The following is an 18,134-nucleotide window of genomic DNA, read 5'->3' on the forward strand; positions in this document are numbered from 1 at the left end:
GCGGGGCGGCCGGGTGGGCCGTTTATTTTTGGGGGATACCATGTTCTACGCCTATGCGCGCCGCTCGCTGGCCGCGCTGTCTCTTGCCATGCTGCTGGTGCCGTCGGCCCATGCCGGCGACGTCACCTTCGCCATCAAGAACAGCCATCCCAATGCCATGCGCCTCGAGCTCTACAGCCAGGACCGCGACTATGTGTGGCCGGGCAACGGCAAGGATTTCTACCTCGATGACGGCGAGACCAGGCAACTGCCGGTCTCTTGCGACGAGGGCGAATCGATCTGCTACGGCGCCTGGGTCGACGGCGACGAAGGCACCTATTGGGGCGTCGGCCCCGGCGACAAGGAAAAATGCGACGATTGCTGCTATACCTGCAGCGGCGGCGAGACCGAGGAGATCGAACTGGTTCCCTGACCGGCTTGCCAGCTTGACGCTTTTCCTGCCTGGGGCATAGCCTGCAAGAACAGCACCCAAAGCACGCCGCATCCAGGCGGCGTGCGTCAGGCAACAGGAGCAAGGCGATGGCAGGTCCGGTCGAGGGCGAGAAGATAGACGTCGGCTTTGCCGGCCGGCGCTGCATCCATTCGCGCAATTGCGTGCTGGGCGATCCGCATGTCTTCGTGCCGAACGCGCCGGGAGAGTGGATCCATCCCGACGCGGCCACCGTCGAGAAGATCGTCGCCATTGCCGAAAGCTGCCCGTCAGGCGCCATTACCTATGTCAGGAAGGATGGCGGGCCGCAGGAAAGGCCGCCGGTGGTCAACACCGTGCGCATCAGGGAAAACGGCCCGCTGGCCGTCCACGCCGAGATTATGCTCGACGGCGAGACGTTACACCGCGCCACGCTCTGCCGCTGCGGCGCGTCGCAGAACAAGCCGTTCTGCGACGGCAGCCACAACAAATCAGGTTTTGCCGCCACCGGCGAGCCGGCGCTGAAGGACACGCCGGCGCTGGACGCGCGCGACGGGCCACTCAAGGTTACGCCGACGAAAGACGGGCCGCTCAAGCTCGAAGGCAATATGGAAATCGTCACCGGCACCGGCCACACGGTCGACCGCACGCAACGCGCCTTCCTATGCCGCTGCGGCCATTCGGCGAACAAGCCGTATTGCGATGGGTCGCATAAAAAGGTTGGGTTCGTGGGGTAGGTTGACCCTGCCATTGAAGCTGCCAATCTCCCCCCTCGTGGGGGAGATCGAACCCCTCCCGTGGCCCAGCGCTCTCAGCTTTATCGTCCGGCCGCTATAGGTTAAGGGCGAGAAGCATTTTCCTATCTGCTCGGGCCATCATCAGACATGACCAAGACCAAGCCAAAACCTCTTTTCCTCGGCATCGACACCGGCGGCACCTACACCGATGCCGTGCTGTGGTCTGAAACCGAAGGCCCGCAGAGCGGGCCGAACAAGGGAAAGGTGCTGGCCAAGGCCAAGGCTCTGACCACCAGGCACGATCTCGCCGTTGGCATTTCCGGCGCCGTCGACGCGGTTCTGGAAAAAGCGGTCACCGATCCGGCCGCCATCAAGCTTGTCTCCATGTCGACGACGCTTGCCACCAACGCGCTGGTCGAGGGCCAGGGCGGCCGCGTCGCGCTGATCATGATCGGCTTTTCCGAGGCGGACCTTGCCCGCGATGGGCTGAAGGCGGCATTGGGCACCGATCCGGTCGTGTTCTGCCCTGGCGGTCATGATGTGCACGGCAATACCGCCAAGCTCGACCTGTCCGGCCTCGAGGCGGCGCTGCCCGAACTCGGCGGCTCGGTCTCGGGCTTTGCCGTCTGCGCCTATTTCGCCACCCGCAACCCGGCGCACGAGATCGCCGCCCGCGAGCTGATCCGGGAGAAAACCGGCCTGCCGGTCACCGCGAGCCATGAATTGTCGGCCAAGCTCGGCGGCCCGCGCCGGGCGCTGACGACGCTGCTCAACGCCCGGCTGATCTCGATGATCGACCGGCTGGTGGCGGCGACCGAAGGCTTTCTCGAGGCGCGCGGCATCGCGGCGCCCCTGATGGTGGTGCGCGGCGACGGTGCGCTGGTGTCGGCGGCGTTCGCCCGCCAGCGGCCGATCGAGACCATTCTGTCCGGCCCGGCCGCCAGCCTGGTCGGGGCGCACCACATGACCGGATTGGAAAACGCGGTGGTTTCCGACATCGGCGGCACCACCACCGACGTTGCCGTGCTCGACAAGGGCCGGCCGCGGCTCGATCCGGAAGGCGCCACCGTCGGCGGCTTTCGCACCATGGTCGAAGCGGTCGCCATGCGCACCTTCGGCCTCGGCGGCGATTCCGAAGTGGCATTGGAAGACGGCGCTCTCAACCCCAGGCTCCTGCTTGGACCGCGCCGGCTGGTGCCGCTGGCGCTGGCCGGCATGGTGCATCGCGAGGCGGTTCTGGCGGAACTCGAGCGCCAGCTGCGCGCGCCGAACACCGGCCGCATGGACGGCCGTTTCGCGGTGCGCACCGGCGTGCCCGACCGTCTTGCCGCCGGGCTGACCGCTCCGGAAGCAAGGCTCTATGAAGCGATCGGCGCAATGCCTTTGCCTCTCGACAGGCTTTTGACCTCGAATGCCCAGAACGCCACCTTGAACCGCCTGGTGTCGCGCGGGCTGGTGCACATTTCAGGGTTCACGCCGTCGGATGCGGCGCATGTGCTTGGCAAGCAGGCGAACTGGGATGCCGCGGCCGCCCGCCTCGGCGCAGAGCTGTTTGCCCGCAAGCGCGACGGCCGCGGCCAGGCGATCGCGGCCTCTCCCGAGGCGATCTCGGAGCGCGTGCTGGCGGCGCTGACGCGCTGGTCGGCCGAATATATCCTTCAAACCGCCTTCGCCGAGGACGGGCTCGACGGCGCGGCCACCGTTGCGCATGCGCTGGTGCAGCGCGCCGTCGACGCGCATCCCGGCATTGCGCGCTTGAGCGTCGCCCTCGACCGGCCGGTGATCGGCCTCGGCGCCTCGGCGCCGCTGCACTATGCCGGACTCCCGCCATTGGTCGGCAATGACTGCGTGGTGCCTGATGATACGGATGTCGCCAACGCGCTCGGCGCCGTGGTCGGCCAGGTCCGGGTATCGGCGGAGGCGCGCGTCAGCCAGCCCAAGGAAGGTCTGTTCCGTCTTGCCTCGGGCGAGACCGTGCGCGATTTCCTCGACGAGGCGGCGGCGATCGCGGCGGCCGAGGCCGATGTGCGCGCCATCGTCGCGGAGCGCGCCAGGGACGCCGGCACCGACAGCGCCGAGATCGATGTCGCGACCGAATTCCGCGTCTCCACCGTCGAAGCCCAGCGTATGTTCATCGAGGCGCATGTGGTGGCGGTGGCTTCGGGCAGGCCACGGATCGCGGTGTGATGGAGGGTGTAATCTCCCCTCTTGTGGGGGAGATGGCCGGCAGGCCAGAGGGGGGCGCTGTCCCGCCAGCGTCTCGGAGCAGCGCCCGCTCATACTCGACGTCGACCGACTGCACGAAATACCGAAACTTGCCGAGGTCGGCATTCCTTCGCGCCCCCCTCTGCCCTGCCGGGCATCTCCCCCACTTGGGGGGAGATTGGCAGCGTCGCCGCCGGCCCAAGCCTAAAAACCGCGCCTACCTGCCTTGCCTCACCCTAAGCTGAATTGACCCTGCACTCCCAACATGCCAAAGGCCCGCGAAAGCCTTTCATCTGGAGCAGCCTGATGACCGATCGCGTCGAAATCGCCGGATTGCGGATCGCCCGCGAACTTCATGACTTCGTTGTCAACGAGGCCGCTCCGGGCACCGGCATCGATCCGGACAAATTCTGGAACGGCTTTTCGGCCATCGTCCACGACCTCGCTCCGAAGAACCGGGCACTGCTGGCAAAGCGCGACGCTATCCAGGAAAAGCTCGATGACTGGTATCGCGCCAATGGCGCGCCGGTCGACATGGAAGCCTACAAGGCCTTCCTGAAGGAGATCGGCTATCTCGTCCCCGAGGGCCCGACCTTCTCGGTGACGACCGAAAAGGTCGATCCCGAGATCGCCGTCGTCGCCGGGCCGCAGCTTGTGGTGCCGGTGATGAATGCGCGCTATGCGCTCAACGCCGCCAATGCGCGCTGGGGCTCGCTCTATGATGCGCTTTACGGCACCGACGCGATTCCCGAGACAGACGGCGCCGGGAAGGGCAACGGCTTCAACCCCGCGCGTGGTGCGAAAGTCGTCGCCTGGGCCAAGGACTTTCTCGACCAGTCGGTGCCGCTCACATCGGGCAAATGGGCCGGCGTCAACGGCCTTTCGCTGGCCAATGGCGCGCTGCGGCTCAGCGCCGGCGCCGGCTCGACCACCCTTGCCGATGTCAGGCAGTTCGTCGCCTATCGCGGCGATGCCGCCAACCCGCAAGCCGTGCTGCTGGTCAGCAACGGCCTGCATATCGAGATATTGATCGACCGCGACAACCAGATCGGCCGCACCGATCCGGCCGGCATCGCCGACATCATCCTGGAATCGGCGCTGACCACCATCCAGGACTGCGAGGATTCGGTCGCGGCGGTGGATGCGCAGGACAAGGTCGTCGTGTACCGCAACTGGCTCGGCCTGATGAAGGGCGACCTGGCCGAAGAGATCACCAAGGGCGGCCGGACCTTTGTCCGCAAGCTCAACCCCGATCGGTCCTATACCTCGCCCAATGGTGGCACGGTGACGCTGCCCGGCCGCTCGCTGATGCTGGTCAGGAATGTCGGCCACCTCATGACCAATCCGGCGATAACGGACCGCGACGGCAACGAGGTGCCGGAAGGCATCATGGACACGGCGATGACCGCGCTGATCGCGCTGCACGATGTCGGGCCGAACGGCCGCCGCGCCAATTCCCGCGCCGGCTCGATGTATGTCGTGAAACCCAAGATGCATGGACCCGAGGAAGTCGCCTTCGCCGTCGAGATCTTCGATCGCGTCGAGGCCCTGCTCGGTATGGACCAGAATACCATCAAGATGGGCATCATGGACGAGGAGCGGCGCACCACCGTCAACCTCAAGGAGGCGATCCGCGCCGCCAAAGAGCGCGTCGTGTTCATCAACACCGGCTTCCTCGACCGCACCGGCGACGAGATCCACACCTCGATGGAAGCCGGCCCGATGATCCGCAAGGGCGACATGAAGCAGGCCGCCTGGATTTCCGCCTACGAGGCCTGGAATGTCGACACCGGGCTGGAATGCGGGCTTGCCGGCCATGCCCAGATCGGCAAGGGCATGTGGGCGATGCCCGATTTGATGGCGGCGATGCTCACCGAGAAGATCGCCCACCCCAGGGCCGGCGCCAACACCGCCTGGGTGCCTTCGCCGACCGCGGCGACGCTGCACGCCACCCACTATCACAAGGTCGATATCCACGCCGTCCAGGCGGCGCTGAAGAGCCGGCCGAAGGCCAAGCTCGACGACATCCTGTCGGTGCCGGTCGCGGTGCGGCCCAACTGGTCTCCGGCCGACATCCAGGCGGAACTCGACAACAATGCGCAAGGCATTCTGGGCTATGTCGTGCGCTGGATCGACCAGGGCGTCGGCTGCTCGAAAGTGCCAGATATCAACGATGTCGGCCTGATGGAGGACCGCGCCACGCTGCGCATCTCCTCGCAGCACATCGCCAACTGGCTGCACCATGGCGTCTGCACGGCCGACCAGGTGATGGAAACGATGAGGCGCATGGCTGATATCGTCGACCAGCAGAACCAAGGCGACCCGCTTTACCAGCCGATGGCCGCCGATTTCGACGGCTCCGTCGCCTTCCAGGCCGCCTGCGACCTCGTCTTCAAGGGCCGCATCCAGCCCAACGGCTACACCGAGCCGGTGCTGCACGCGCGGAGATTGGAACTGAAGGCGAAGGGAGCGGCCTGAACCGGAGATTTGGAGCCGCCGGCGTTCCGTTCCCCTCCTCTCGAGCGAGAGCGCGCTACGCCGCCTGTGCCACCCGCTCCGAACTCATCCGGTAGGAGATCGCTTCGGCCAAGTGAATGCGGCCGACGGTCTCGCTGGCGTCGAGATCGGCCAGTGTTCTCGCCACCTTCAGCACGCGGTGATAGGCCCGCGCCGAGAAGCCGAGCTTTTCGCTGGCGTCCTTGAGCAGCGACAGGCCCGATGCGTCGGGCATGGCGATCTCCTCGATGACCGCCGGCGCGCAATGCGCGTTTGTGGTGGCGCTGGTGACGCCGAGCCGTTCGAAGCGCTCGCGCTGGAGGGTGCGGGCACGCGCCACGCGCAGCGCCACGTCGGCGCTCTTCTCCGCCCGGTCGGGCCGGATCAGGTCGCTGGCCGAGACCGCCGGCACCTCGATCCTGAGGTCGATGCGGTCGAGCAGCGGTCCCGAGATGCGCGCCTGGTAGTCGGTGCGGCAGCGTTCGCCGCGCAGGCAGCGATAGCCGGGCTCGCCGGCCATGCCGCAGCGGCACGGGTTCATCGCCGCCACAAGCTGGATGCGCGCCGGATAGGTGACGCGGTGGTTGGCGCGCGCGATCATGCAGTCACCGGTCTCGAGCGGCTGGCGGAGCGCATCGAGCGTCTGCGGCGTGAATTCGGGAAATTCGTCGAGGAACAGCACGCCGTGGTGCGCAAGCGACACTTCGCCCGGCCGCGCCCGGATGCCGCCGCCGACCATCGCCGCCATCGAGGCCGAATGGTGCGGCGCGCGGAACGGCCGCCGGTCGGTCAGCTTGCCTTCGCCGAGCTCGCCGGCGACGGAGGCGATCATCGACACTTCGAGCAGTTCCTTCGGCGCCAGCGGCGGTAGGATCGACGGCAGCCGCTGCGCCAGCATCGATTTTCCCGATCCGGGCGGGCCGACCATCAGCAGGTTGTGCCCACCGGCCGCCGCCACCTCCAGCGCTCGTTTGGCGGTTTCCTGGCCCTTGATATCGGCAAGATCGGGCAGGTCGCGCGCCGCGGCATGGATGCCGGCCTCCGGCCGGGACAGCACCTGCGTGCCGCGAAAATGATTGGCGATGGCGATCAGACTGCGCGGCGCGAGTATGTCGAAGTCCTTGCCGGCCCAGGCGGCTTCCGGGCCGCAGGCGAAGGGGCAGATCAGGCCCTTGCCTTCGGAATTCGCGCCGATCGCCGCCGGCAGGGCGCCGGCGACGGCGGCAATGGTGCCGTCGAGCGACAATTCGCCAAGCACGACATAACCGGCCAGCATGTCGCCCGGAATGGCGCCAAGCGCCGCCATCAGGCCGAGCGCGATCGGCAAATCGTAATGGCTGCCCTCCTTGGGCAGGTCGGCGGGCGCCAGGTTGACGGTGACCTTCTTGGACGGCATCGACAGGCCGGAAGCATGGAGTGCCGCCTGCACCCGTTCGCGGCTTTCGGCCACCGCCTTATCGGCCAGGCCGACGATGTGCATGTTGACCTTGCCGGGCGCGATCATCACCTGCACGTCGACCGGCACGGCCTCGATGCCCTGGAAAGCAACCGTGCGAACCCGCGCCACCATGTCTTGTCCCCGGATCTGGGTTTGCCCCAAGCCTTCTACAATCAGGCCGCGAAGGGCCTGGGCCGGACACAATCACAATTCCTCGGTTAAATCAAGAACATTACAGGAACGCGCAATCGCTTAAGTTGCGGCGCGATTGTCTCCGGTTGCAAAAACGGAACATGGTTAATACAAAGTGAAAACGGCTATTTCCGCTTGGCCTCCACCGCGTCCCAGAACAGGCTGGCGATGTCGGCGCCGCCGAAGCGTTTGACTTCGCGCACGCCGGTCGGCGAGGTCACGTTGATCTCGGTCATATAGTCGCCGATGACGTCGATGCCGACGAGGATGAAGCCGCGTTCCCTCAGTGCCGGCCCGATGCGGGCGCAGATCTCGCGCTCGCGCTCGGTCAGCTCGGTCTTCTCGGCGCGGCCGCCGACATGCATGTTGGAGCGGGAATCGTGCTCGGCCGGCACCCGGTTGATGGCCCCGACCGGTTCGCCGTCGATCAGGATGATGCGCTTGTCGCCCTTGCGCACGTCCTTCAGGTAGCGCTGCACGATGTAGGGCTCACGGAACAACTGGCCGAACATTTCGAGCAGCGAGGCGAGGTTGCGGTCGGCCTCCAGCAGGTGGAAGATGCCCGCGCCGCCATTGCCGTAGAGCGGCTTGACGATGATGTCGCCGAATTCCTTGCGGAAGGCGGCGACCTCCTGGGGATCCTTGGTGATCAGCGTTTCCGGCATCAGGTCGGAAAACTCGGTGACGAAGATCTTTTCCGGGCTGTTGCGCACCCAGGCCGGGTCGTTGACCACCAGCGTCCTGGGGTGGATGCGCTCCAGTATGTGCGTGGTGGTGATGTAGTTCATGTCGAAGGGCGGATCCTGTCTCAGCAGGATCACGTCCATCTCCGACAGGTCGGTTCGCACCTTCTCCCCCAGCGAATAGTGGCTGCCCTTCTCGTCGCGTACCTGCATCTCCTCGATGCGGGCGAACACCTTGCCGTCGCGCAGCGACAGCCGGTCGGGCGTGTAGTGATAGAGCTGATGGCCGCGCCGCTGCGCCTCCAGCGACAGCGCGAACGAAGTGTCTCCGGCGATCGACACGGTGGAGATGTGGTCCATCTGGACGGCGATTTTCAGCTTCATGGCAGGTCCCCAGCACGGTCGATGAGAGAGCGATATAAGGGTCCCGGCGCCTTCTGCCAATCGGGCCACGCCTCTAGCGGTCGAAGACCAGCCTGGAATAGCCGAGAAAGGACAGCGCCATGGCGGCCAGCGAAGCGAAAGCAAGGGCGGCCAATGGCGGGGTTGTCGGCAGGACGACAAGGATGGCGCAGTAGACCAGATAGTTGGCGATGCTGGTGGCTATGCCGATGCTGCCATAGCGGGCACCTTCCCGCACCAAGCCGCGGCTCGACGGCGAGAAGGTCAGATGCCGGTTTATCTGCCAGGTGACGCAGAGTGCAAAGCCGATGGACAGCATGCGGGCGCTGAAAGGGCCGAGCGGCGTGACGGCAAGCAGCAGCCAGAGGGCGGCCGCGTCGGCGACGAAGCCGATGCCGCCGGCAAAGAGGAAGCGGATAAGACGGCTCACCGCTTCATGCGGCGCGAGGCGTCTTGCCTGGGCCGGCCTTCGCGGCAGTCGGCTCGCTGGCGCGCTCGCGCCGCTCTATGCGGCCCGAAGGCATCGACAGGTAGAAGATGCGCTTCTGTTCGGCGCGGCCGCGCGACACCGAATCGAGGATCACCCCAGTCACACCAGCCAGCATCGAGAGCAAGAGCAGGCCGACCGACAGCACCCATGTCGGCATGCGCGGCACCAGCCCGGTCTCGGCGAATTCGACCAGCACCGGCGCCATCAGGAACAGGCTCGACGCCAGGAAGACCAGGGCGAAGGCGCCGAAGAAACGCAGCGGTTGCGTTTCCTTCATCAGCATGGCGAACATCCAAAGGATCCTGGCGCCGTCGCGAAACGTCGAAAGCTTCGACGACGAGCCGTCCGGCCGCTTGCCGTAATCGAGCGCGATCTCGCTGACGGGCAATTTGAGCTGCGAGGCATGCACCGACATTTCGGTCTCGATCTCGAAGCCGCCGGAGACGGCCGGGAAGCTCTTGACGAAGCGCCGGGTGAAGACGCGGTAGCCCGAGAAGATGTCGGTGAAATCGCTGCCGAACAGCCCTTTATAGAGGCTGTTGAAGACGCGGTTGCCGAAGGCATGGCCAGTCCTGCCGGCATCGTCGGTGACGCCGCGCCGGGTGCCCACCGCCATGTCGGAGCGCTCGGTCAGAAGCGTGTTGATCAATTGCGGCGCGTCTTCCGGCGCATAGGTGCCGTCGCCGTCGGCCATCAGGTAAATGTCGGCGTCGATGTCGGCGAACATGCGCCGCACCACATTGCCCTTGCCCTGGCGCGGTTCGCGCACCACGATGGCGCCGGCGGCGCGGGCCCTGAGCGCGGTCAGGTCGCGCGAATTGTTGTCGTAGACATAGACCGTCGCCAAAGGCAGCGTCTCGCGGAAGCGCCGCACCACCTCGGCGATCGTCAATTCCTCGTTGTAGCAAGGCAGCAGCACGGCGATGGCGGGTTCGTAGCGAAGCTCTTGCGGCATTTTCCTCTCCGGGTGCCTCGCCGCCACGCGCGGTTCGCGCCGAAAGTCAGGCGCGTTCAGGCGGTTTTACTATTTATTGAAGCCGTTAAGGCTAGGTTTAAGGCCGACTTTACGAGTGTCGATTGGCCGAAAAAGCCCGGCATTCCTGCCAGGGGCGATGGGATGAGCACAGCCAGCAACGGCGCTTCCACCTGGAAGTCCGACATAGCGTTTGCGTTGCTTGCCGCCTTGCTGCTGCTGGCGCTCGATCTCTATGCCGGATTCCCGCAACTGGCCAACCCGGCCGGCGACAATGACAGCCTGCTGCAACTGGTGGAGGTTCGCGACCTCCTGGCCGACCAGGGCTGGTTCGACCTGCACCAGTACAGGATGGGGCTGGAGGGTGGCTTCGTCATGCACTGGTCGCGGCTGCTCGACGCCCCGCTGGCGCTCGGCATGCTTGCCCTGTCGGCCCTGACGGGCAGTGCCGCTTTGGGCGAGCAGGTCGTGCAGGTGCTTTGGCCCCTCCTGCAATTCTGGCTCGCGCTGTTCTCCATCATGCGCGCCGCGCGCGCTTTCGCCGGCGAGCACGCGGTCCTGCCCGCCGCGGTGGTCGGCGGAGCGGCCTTGTATTATCTCGGAATCTTCTCGCCCGGCGCGCTCGATCACCACAATGTCCAGCTGATGCTGACCCTGGCCGGCCTGGCTTTGCTGCTTGAAGCCCCTCGCCACCGGACCGCCGCCCTGTTTGCCGGCGCGTGCGCCACCCTGGCATTGGCGATCGGCATGGAAAGCGCCCCCTATGCTGGAACCCTGGGCGCCATCGTCGCCCTGCTGTTCCTCGTCAGCGGTGGCGGCGAAAGGCTGATCGCCAGGGATTTTGGCTTGGGCGTCACCGCCGTCTCGGCCCTTGTTTTCATCACTACCATACCGGCGTCGGCATGGGGGCAGACGCAGTGCGACACCTTCTCGACCGTGCACTTCGTGGTTGCCGCGCTTGCCGGCGCCGGCCTTGCGGTCATCGCCTCATGGGGCGCCGCCAATGCGACGTACGGCCGTCGCCTGGTCTCGCTCGGCCTGCTGGCGTTCGTGCTTATCCTTGTCGTGATGTTTCTGTTCCCGCAATGCCTGGCTGCCCCCTATGCCGGCCTCGACCCGCGCCTCCAGCAGATGTGGCTCGGTCATATCGACGAAGCGCAGTCGATATTCCAGCTCGTCGCGGCCGATCCGGCCAGAGCGGTGGCGCGCTTCGCGACGCCGCTGGTGGCGATCGTCCTGATGGCGCTGCGTCTCGGCAAGGGCGGCTGGCGGCGGCAGGACAGTCTCGTCGGCGCGCTGCTGGTGGTGGCTTTCCTGGTCAGCGCCTGGGAGGTCCGAGGCTCGACCTTCTCCATCGCCTTCGCGGTGATCCCGCTTTGCGCCTGGATCGCCAAATGGCGGCAGCGCGCCGAAAACAGTCCGTCCGGTGGCTCCGTGCTCCGTATGGCCGCAGCCTGGCTGATCTCGGTCAATGCGGTTTGGTCCAGCGCTGCCGAGGCGGCATCGAGCGCCTTCCAGACCGGTGCGGCCGTCACCAATGCCGGCATCGATGCACCTTGCAACAGCAAGGCCTCGTTCGCCGCGCTCGCCCGCATGCCTGACACCACGGTGCTGGCCATCTCCAATCTCGGCTCGCCGATCCTGGCCTTTACCGGTCATCGCGCGCTCGCTGGGCCCTACCACCGCAACGTCGCCGGAAACCTGCTCGTATTCGATGCCTTGCTGGGCTCGGCCACTGACGCGAAAGCCGTCGTGGCAAACCATCGCGTCGGGATTGTCGCGCTCTGCCGCGGCAATCCCGAAACCAGGCTTCTCGCAACCAAGGCGCCTGACGGCTTTCTGGCCGGGCTGATGCATGGCAGCGTGCCGGATTGGCTGGAACCGGTGGCGGAGACCCAGGGCGCGCCGCTGGAGCTCTATCGCGTTCGCACCGCCGGTTGAGAATCCGCCTGAGCGACGGCGCCCTTGAGCCCGGGCGGCTTTGCGGAGGGCAACGCGCTCTAGCGGCGAAAAATCGATTTTCCCGATACGTTTCCTAAAGGGTTTGCTGCCAGTCTCGGAAATAAATTCCGACTTCGAGAAACAGGGACACCGATGCAAACTTCGTTTGGCACCGGTCAGGCAAACAGGGAGAGCACGGATCTGGCATTCACCGATCCGTTGACCGGGCTTGGCAACCATCGCCGCTTCTTCGACAAGGTCGATCGCCTAATCAGCGACCGTGCCGACGATCCCGCGCCCTTCACCGTCGGCATTCTCGACCTTGATGGATTCAAGCCGATCAACGATCTGTTCGGCCACAAGGCCGGCGACGACATCCTGATCCAGGTGGCGATGCGCCTGCGCGCCTCGATGGACGGCCATTCCACCGTCTGCCGCATCGGCGCCGACGAATTCGCCTTCCTCTATCCGCTGGTGTTCAGCGAGGAGGCGGCCGCCGAAAAGTCGCGCATGCTGATCGAAATCCTGTCGGCCCCGTATGATGTCGGCGAACGCACGGCGAGGCTGTCGGCCTCCGTCGGCTGTTCGCTGTTCTATTCCGGCGACGAGACCACCGAGATCCTCATCAACAAGGCCGAAACGGCGCTTTACCATGCCAAGCGATCCGGCCGCGGCCGGGTCGTCGTCTATACCCGCGAAATGGAAGAGGCGGCCAAGCGCGTCACCCGCATCGAGCAGGCGCTGCGCCGCGCCGTCTCGGCCGGCGAGGTGGAGCCGCATTTCCAGCCGATCGTCGACCTCACCACGCGCCGCACCATCGGCTTCGAGACGCTGGCGCGCTGGACCGACCGCGATCTCGGCTCGGTGCCGCCGACCGTCTTCATTCCGATCGCCGAGGAGCGCGGCATCATCGGCCCGCTGTCGCAGCTAGTGCTGCGCAAGGCGACCGAGGCGGCGAGGAGTTGGCCGAAGGACCTGTTCCTGTCCTTCAACCTGTCGCCCTCGCAGCTCGTCGACCAGAACACCGGCCTGCACATATTGGCGATCCTCGACCGTACGGGCTTCGATCCGCGCCGGCTGGAGATCGAGATTACCGAGACCGGCCTGATGAACGATCCGGCCTCGGCCGCGCAGATCGTCGAGGACCTGCGCCGCGTCGGCATCCGCGTCTCGCTCGACGATTTCGGCACCGGCCAGTCCTCGCTCGGGCGGCTGCGCGAATTCCATTTCGACAAGTTGAAGATCGACCGCGCCTTCGTCTCCTCCATTCTCGATGACCGCCCGTCGGAGCACATCATCCGCGCCATTCTCGCAATGTGCGAAGGGCTCGGCATGGATGTCGTCGCCGAAGGCATCGAGGAAGAGGCGCAGGCCGACCGCCTCGTCCAGTTCGGCTGCGCCGGTGGGCAGGGCTATCTGTTCGGCAAGCCGGCCGATGCCGACGCCACGCTCGGCTATCTCCGCGATTCCTTCCGCGGCGCCTTGCGCGCCAAGGCAATCTGACCGGGCGATTGACCGGTCCTCGATCGAGGACCGGCCGTGCCTGTGCGTGGTCTCCAGGCTTTTTGTCAGACATAAGCCTCAAAATCCGTCTTTTCGCCCTTGCCCGCCGGATCGGTCTGGCTAGGATGCGCGCCGGTCAACCCGGGAGACGAAAACCATGATGCCATCGGCACGTTTTGCCGACCTCGAAGGCGCTTCGGTGCTGATCACCGGCGGCGGCTCCGGCATTGGCGCGGCATTGACCGAGGGTTTCATGCGCCAGGGCGCCAAGGTCGCCTTCATCGACATCGCCGACAAGCCCAGCACCGCGCTTGCCGACCGCATCGAGAAAGAGCTCGGCCGCCGGCCGCTCTACCTCAAGTCCGATCTGCGCGACATCGAAGCGCTCCGGGCGTCTGCCGCGAAGGCGGCCGAAGCGCATGGCGACGTCACCGTGCTGGTCAACAATGCCGCCTGGGACGAACGCCACGCCGTCGAAGACGTGACGGTGGAGTTTTGGGACAACAACCAGGCGATCAACCTCAGACCGCATTTCTTCACCGCGCAGGCGGTGGCGCCGGGCATGAAGCGGGCCGGCGGCGGCTCGATCATCAATTTCACCTCGACCTCCTACCTGATCAACCACCCCGACATGCCGGCCTACACCGCCGCCAAGGCGGGCATACTCGGCCTCACCAAGGGTTTGGCCGGCAAGCTCGGGCCCGACCGTATCCGCGTCAACGCCGTCGCGCCCGGCTGGGTCATCACGGAACGGCAGCAGGAACGCTGGGTGACGGAGCAGGCGCTTGCCTCTCATGTCGCCAAGCAGTGCATCAAGGACGTCATGCGGCCGGACGATTTGGTCGGCACCGTGCTGTTCCTGGCCTCGGACGCCTCGCGCATGCTGACCGCGCAAATGCTGATCGTCGACGGAGGTTTCCTGTGAGCCCCGGGTTTGCCGGCCCCCGATTTGTCGGCAATGTGCCGGCGGTCGCGGCGCTCGATTGGGGCACGACCCGGCTTCGTGCCTGGCTGATCGACGGCGGCGGCAAGGTGCTTGCCGAGCGTCGCGGCGACGACGGACTGATCACCGCGCGCGAGAAGGGCTTTTCCCGGGTTCTCGAGGGTCATCTCGCCGCCATGGGCGCGCCGGAAACGCTGCCCGTCATCATCTGCGGCATGGCAGGCTCGCGCCAGGGCTGGCTCGAAGCGCCCTATGTCACGCTGCCGGCGCCGATCGGCGCCATCCTGGCCGGCGCGGCCCGCATCCCGGGGGAGAGCCGCGACATTCGTATCGTGCCCGGCCTTGCCCAACGCCTGGCCGATGCGCCAGACGTCATGCGCGGCGAGGAGACACAGCTTGCCGGCGCCGGTTTGCCGGCAAAGGGGCGTGAAATCGTCTGCATGCCGGGCACCCATTCGAAATGGGTTCTGGTTGAGGACGGCGCCGTTGCCGGCTTCGGCACATGGCCGACCGGCGAGCTGTTCTCGGTGCTGGCCGCGCATTCGATCCTGCGCCATTCGCTCGGCGAGCATCCCAAGCCGGTCGACCCGCAGAACCCTTTCTTCCGCCGCTGGTGTGGTGCGGCGTTGACCGAAGGTGGCGACGTCACCGCAAAACTGTTCTCGATCCGCGCCGCCGGTCTGCTCCAGGACATGAAGGCCGACGATGCCGCGGCCTGCCTGTCGGGCCTGCTGATCGGCGGCGAGATCGCCTCGGCGAGGCGCCGCCAGGCCGCGGGCGCCACATCGGTGGTGCTGATTGCCTCCGGCGCGCTTGCGGCGCTTTATCGGCAGGCGCTCGGCCTTGCCGGGCTTGGCGTGCGGACCGTCGACGCGGATGAGGCGGTGCGTGCCGGCCTGGTCGAGGCGGCGCGCGAAAACGGCATGATCGCCAGAACCGGAGTTGCCTGATGAACCAGACCGCTGCGTTCCCGAAGCTCAAGCGCGGGCTGGTCGCCATCCTGCGCGGCCTCAAGCCTGCCGAGGCGGTGGCGATCGGCCAGGCGGTCTTCGATGCCGGCATCGAGGCGATCGAGGTGCCGCTCAATTCACCCGATCCGTTCGCGTCCATCGCCGCCATCCTCAAGGCGCTGCCGCCGGCCGCGCTGGTCGGCGCCGGCACGGTGCTGACGCCGGCCGATGTCGATGGCTTGCACGAAGCCGGCGGCCGGCTGCTGGTCAGTCCCAACATCGATGCCGAGGTGATGGAACGCGCGCTGCAATACGGCATGGTCACCATGCCCGGCGTGTTCACGCCCACGGAGGCCTTCCTGGCGATCCGGCTCGGCGCCTCGGCGCTGAAATTCTTCCCGGCAAGCGTGCTCGGCGCATCCGGTATTTCCGCCATCCGCGCGGTGCTGCCGGCTTCGACATTGGTCGGCGCGGTCGGCGGCGTCTCAGAGAAGGACTTTGCCGGCTACAAGGCGGCCGGCGTCACGGTTTTCGGGCTTGGTTCCAGCCTGTTCAAGCCGGGCATGAGCGTCGAAGACGTGGCCGCGCGGGCCCAGGCGGCGGTGACGGCCTGGGACGCGGTGTTCGGCGGAGACGCAGGATGAGCGAAGCGATCGTTTCGGTTTTTTCCGACCATGTCTGCCAGCTCGGCGAGGGGCCGAGCTACGACCCCGCCACAGACACGCTCTACTGGTTCGACATAGTCAAGGGCCATCTCCTGGAAAAGCGCCTGTCCGGCGGCGCGGCCCAGGTGCACGAGCTTGGCCGGATGGCCAGCGCTATCGCCATCATCGACGACAAGCGCCAGCTGATCGCCACCGAAACCGGGCTTTTTGTCCGCGACGTCGCCACCGGCAGGATGACGCTGCACACACCTGTCGAGGCCGACAATCCGGTCACCCGTTCCAACGATTCCCGCGTCCATCCCTGCGGCGCCCTTTGGACCGGCACGATGGGCAAGGGCGAGGAGAAGGGCGCCGGCGCGATCTACTGGTTCTTCAAGGGCGAATTGCGCAAGCTGTTCTCCGACATCACCGTGTCGAACTCGATCTGTTTTTCCGCGGACGGCGCGCTCGCTTATTACACCGACACCTCGACCGGCCTGTTGATGCGCGTCGCTTGCGATCCGGCGACCGGCCTGCCGGCGGGCGAGCCGAAAGTGTTCGTTGATCACCGGTCGGCCAAGGGCTTCGTCGACGGCTCCGTGCTCGACCGCGACGGCATCCTGTGGAATGCCGTCTGGGGCGGCAAGGTGGTTAAGGGCTACGCCCCGGACGGCAAGCTGGTGCGCACGATCGCCATGCCGGTGACGCAGCCTTCCTGCCCGGCCTTTGTCGGCAAGAACGCCAGCCGGCTGGCGGTTACATCGGCCTGGCACGGCAAGGACGACAAGCAGCGTCAGCTCGACCCTCAGGCCGGCATGACCTTCCTCCTCGACATCGAGGTCAATGGCCGGTTCGAGCCCCGCGTGCTGATCGCCTAGGGCACCTCAGGTGATGCCGGCCTTTTCGGCTCGGCCTGACGCGAGTCTCGGTACCCCGATGCACCGCGTCTGACGGGATCATTCGGCCGGCTGTCACGCAGGCGTCCGGCCCGCGTCGGTTTCGCGAAAGCCTGGCGTCTTCGCCATGCGATGGTGTGGAATTGCACCATTGGGAATCATGTCATGTCCAGCCCCAGGCTGATCCTCGTCCATGAGCCGGAAAAGGCCTGCCTCGAGCGGCTCCTCGCCGAAGGCCACGCGCCGGAGCGTGCCGCCGAAATCGCTTCTTACCTGGCGCAATCGACCGATCTCGCGCATGAGTTCGACGCGCTCGCTTCTGCCTTCAAACGGCGCGATCTCGGCTTCGCAGCGGTGGAGCTGGACGATGCCGCCGATATGCTCGCCAAGGCCGATCCGGCGGCCACGCTGGTCTGGACGCTGACCGACGGCATCGCCTATTTCCGGGGCGGCACGGCGCCCGCGCTTGCCAGGCTGAACGGCCTGAAGACGATCGGCGCCGAGGACTCGCTGTTCGCGCTCTGCCAGGACAAGTTTCGCTCCGGCGCCGTGCTCGGCGCGCTCGGCCTGCCTGTGCCGCAGGCCGGCCTGGCGCGCAACGGACAATGGCTGGTCGAGCCGCCGGTTTCCGCCGCCGGCTGGTTCGTCAAGCCGAACCGGCTCGGCGCCAAGATCGGCATCTGGCCGGATTCGCGCTGCGGCGATCTCGGCCACGCGCTGGAGCTTAGCCGGCGTGTTTTCGCCGCCTATCGCGACGACGCCGTCGTCCAGCCCTATGTCGGCGGCCGCAATGCGCGCGCCAGTTTCCTCGGCCTGAGGCCGGACACCGGCGTCGAAGCGCTCGGCGTCGCCTTCGTCGAGTCCGGCGGCGATTTCCAGACCATGGAAGACAGCCTGGCGCTTTACGGCGAGACCGGCGAGGCGGCGAAGGCGGCGGGCAAATACGCCGAGCCGCTTCTGCTTCCGGTCGCCGAAAGCCAGCCGGTCGCCGATGCAAAAGTCCGCGCGATCGCCGAACGGCTGATGAGCGGGCTCGGCCTGCGCGACGTGTTCTCCATCGATCTCCGCATCGAGCCCGACGACACCGTTCACCTCATAGAATTCGAAGTCTGCCCCGGCCTGCCCTGCTTCGATTTCCGCGCCTATTGCCGGTCGCAATGGAACCTGGAGCTCGCCGACGCCATGGCCGAAACCGCCGCGAACCGAATGACCCGTTAAAGCGCGGCAAGATT

General features: G+C 66.3%; 15 protein-coding genes. 11 read left to right on the plus strand and 4 right to left on the minus strand.

All coding sequences use genetic code 11. From position 1 onward, the window contains the following. Positions 1–40: 40 nt before the first annotated feature. The 4 genes from FJ951_RS07580 (at position 41) to FJ951_RS07600 (ending at position 5,829) form a co-directional block, all read left to right on the plus strand. The gene (locus tag FJ951_RS07580; RefSeq protein WP_140491675.1) at positions 41–412 is read left to right on the plus strand and encodes a hypothetical protein; all 372 of its coding nucleotides are present in this window, start codon (positions 41–43) and stop codon (positions 410–412) included. Positions 413–519: 107 nt separating this feature from the next. After that, a complete protein-coding gene (locus tag FJ951_RS07585) occupies positions 520–1,146 on the plus strand; it encodes a CDGSH iron-sulfur domain-containing protein (protein WP_140514175.1) in 627 nt (208 codons plus the stop codon). 147 nt (positions 1,147–1,293) lie between these two features. After that, entirely contained in the window at positions 1,294–3,333 is a 2,040-nt protein-coding gene (locus tag FJ951_RS07590; RefSeq protein WP_140514177.1) for a hydantoinase/oxoprolinase family protein, read from the plus strand. Between the two features lie 324 nt (positions 3,334–3,657). Beyond that, positions 3,658–5,829 (plus strand): malate synthase G, encoded by a 2,172-nt coding sequence (locus tag FJ951_RS07600; protein ID WP_140514178.1) that lies wholly within the window; start codon positions 3,658–3,660, stop codon positions 5,827–5,829. A 55-nt stretch (positions 5,830–5,884) separates the two neighbouring features. Here FJ951_RS07600 and FJ951_RS07605 read toward each other — a convergent pair whose 3' ends face one another. The 4 genes from FJ951_RS07605 to FJ951_RS07620 all read right to left on the minus strand — a co-directional run bounded on the left by FJ951_RS07605 (position 5,885) and on the right by FJ951_RS07620 (position 10,007). Beyond that, the gene (locus FJ951_RS07605) at positions 5,885–7,417 is read right to left on the minus strand and encodes a YifB family Mg chelatase-like AAA ATPase (RefSeq protein ID WP_140514180.1); all 1,533 of its coding nucleotides are present in this window, start codon (positions 7,415–7,417) and stop codon (positions 5,885–5,887) included. Positions 7,418–7,602: 185 nt separating this feature from the next. After that, the gene (gene gshB, locus FJ951_RS07610) at positions 7,603–8,544 is read right to left on the minus strand and encodes a glutathione synthase (protein ID WP_140514181.1); all 942 of its coding nucleotides are present in this window, start codon (positions 8,542–8,544) and stop codon (positions 7,603–7,605) included. 73 nt (positions 8,545–8,617) lie between these two features. Further along, complete coding sequence (locus FJ951_RS07615) at positions 8,618–8,992, minus strand: GtrA family protein (protein ID WP_140514183.1); 375 nt, start codon at positions 8,990–8,992, stop codon at positions 8,618–8,620. Positions 8,993–8,996: 4 nt separating this feature from the next. Then, the gene (locus FJ951_RS07620; RefSeq protein WP_140514184.1) at positions 8,997–10,007 is read right to left on the minus strand and encodes a glycosyltransferase; all 1,011 of its coding nucleotides are present in this window, start codon (positions 10,005–10,007) and stop codon (positions 8,997–8,999) included. A gap of 162 nt (positions 10,008–10,169) precedes the next feature. Here FJ951_RS07620 and FJ951_RS07625 point away from each other — a divergent pair, with 162 nt between their 5' ends. From FJ951_RS07625 to FJ951_RS07655, 7 genes are all read left to right on the plus strand, one after another. Continuing rightward, positions 10,170–11,966 carry a GtrA family protein gene (locus tag FJ951_RS07625; RefSeq protein ID WP_140514186.1) on the plus strand — a complete coding sequence of 599 codons (1,797 nt, stop codon included), beginning with the start codon at positions 10,170–10,172 and terminating at the stop codon, positions 11,964–11,966. A 153-nt stretch (positions 11,967–12,119) separates the two neighbouring features. Then, on the plus strand, positions 12,120–13,469 hold the full coding sequence (locus FJ951_RS07630) for an EAL domain-containing protein (RefSeq protein WP_140491655.1): 1,350 nt from the start codon (positions 12,120–12,122) through the stop codon (positions 13,467–13,469). Positions 13,470–13,626: 157 nt separating this feature from the next. Beyond that, positions 13,627–14,394, plus strand: coding sequence for an SDR family oxidoreductase (locus FJ951_RS07635; protein ID WP_140491653.1), 768 nt, complete (start codon positions 13,627–13,629; stop codon positions 14,392–14,394). Continuing rightward, entirely contained in the window at positions 14,391–15,362 is a 972-nt protein-coding gene (locus FJ951_RS07640) for a 2-dehydro-3-deoxygalactonokinase (protein WP_140514187.1), read from the plus strand. Before FJ951_RS07635 ends, FJ951_RS07640 begins: the two co-directional genes overlap by 4 nt. Further along, positions 15,362–16,006 carry a 2-dehydro-3-deoxy-6-phosphogalactonate aldolase gene (locus FJ951_RS07645; protein WP_140514189.1) on the plus strand — a complete coding sequence of 215 codons (645 nt, stop codon included), beginning with the start codon at positions 15,362–15,364 and terminating at the stop codon, positions 16,004–16,006. Before FJ951_RS07640 ends, FJ951_RS07645 begins: the two co-directional genes overlap by 1 nt. Next, positions 16,003–16,884: an SMP-30/gluconolactonase/LRE family protein gene (locus FJ951_RS07650; RefSeq protein ID WP_140491648.1), complete on the plus strand. Its 882-nt coding sequence runs from the start codon at positions 16,003–16,005 to the stop codon at positions 16,882–16,884. The genes FJ951_RS07645 and FJ951_RS07650 overlap by 4 nt, the downstream gene beginning before the upstream one ends. 183 nt (positions 16,885–17,067) lie before the next feature. After that, positions 17,068–18,120 carry a D-alanine:D-lactate ligase-like protein gene (locus FJ951_RS07655; RefSeq protein ID WP_140514190.1) on the plus strand — a complete coding sequence of 351 codons (1,053 nt, stop codon included), beginning with the start codon at positions 17,068–17,070 and terminating at the stop codon, positions 18,118–18,120. Positions 18,121–18,134: the final 14 nt, after the last annotated feature.

The sequence above is a fragment of the Mesorhizobium sp. B2-2-3 genome (assembly GCF_006442405.1).
Lineage (GTDB): Bacteria > Pseudomonadota > Alphaproteobacteria > Rhizobiales > Rhizobiaceae > Mesorhizobium.

What these genes read in the sequence shown, in the direction of transcription:
- FJ951_RS07630 (WP_140491655.1), top strand. Translation starts at nt 12,120, where the DNA reads ATGCAAACTTCGTTTGGCACCGGTCAGGCAAACAGGGAGAGCACGGAT.
- FJ951_RS07590 (WP_140514177.1), top strand. Translation starts at nt 1,294, where the DNA reads ATGACCAAGACCAAGCCAAAACCTCTTTTCCTCGGCATCGACACCGGC.
- FJ951_RS07580 (WP_140491675.1), top strand. Translation starts at nt 41, where the DNA reads ATGTTCTACGCCTATGCGCGCCGCTCGCTGGCCGCGCTGTCTCTTGCC.
- FJ951_RS07585 (WP_140514175.1), top strand. Translation starts at nt 520, where the DNA reads ATGGCAGGTCCGGTCGAGGGCGAGAAGATAGACGTCGGCTTTGCCGGC.
- FJ951_RS07650 (WP_140491648.1), top strand. Translation starts at nt 16,003, where the DNA reads ATGAGCGAAGCGATCGTTTCGGTTTTTTCCGACCATGTCTGCCAGCTC.
- FJ951_RS07620 (WP_140514184.1), bottom strand. Translation starts at nt 10,007, where the DNA reads ATGCCGCAAGAGCTTCGCTACGAACCCGCCATCGCCGTGCTGCTGCCT.
- FJ951_RS07645 (WP_140514189.1), top strand. Translation starts at nt 15,362, where the DNA reads ATGAACCAGACCGCTGCGTTCCCGAAGCTCAAGCGCGGGCTGGTCGCC.
- FJ951_RS07635 (WP_140491653.1), top strand. Translation starts at nt 13,627, where the DNA reads ATGATGCCATCGGCACGTTTTGCCGACCTCGAAGGCGCTTCGGTGCTG.
- FJ951_RS07655 (WP_140514190.1), top strand. Translation starts at nt 17,068, where the DNA reads ATGTCCAGCCCCAGGCTGATCCTCGTCCATGAGCCGGAAAAGGCCTGC.
- FJ951_RS07625 (WP_140514186.1), top strand. Translation starts at nt 10,170, where the DNA reads ATGAGCACAGCCAGCAACGGCGCTTCCACCTGGAAGTCCGACATAGCG.
- FJ951_RS07600 (WP_140514178.1), top strand. Translation starts at nt 3,658, where the DNA reads ATGACCGATCGCGTCGAAATCGCCGGATTGCGGATCGCCCGCGAACTT.
- FJ951_RS07605 (WP_140514180.1), bottom strand. Translation starts at nt 7,417, where the DNA reads ATGGTGGCGCGGGTTCGCACGGTTGCTTTCCAGGGCATCGAGGCCGTG.
- gshB (WP_140514181.1), bottom strand. Translation starts at nt 8,544, where the DNA reads ATGAAGCTGAAAATCGCCGTCCAGATGGACCACATCTCCACCGTGTCG.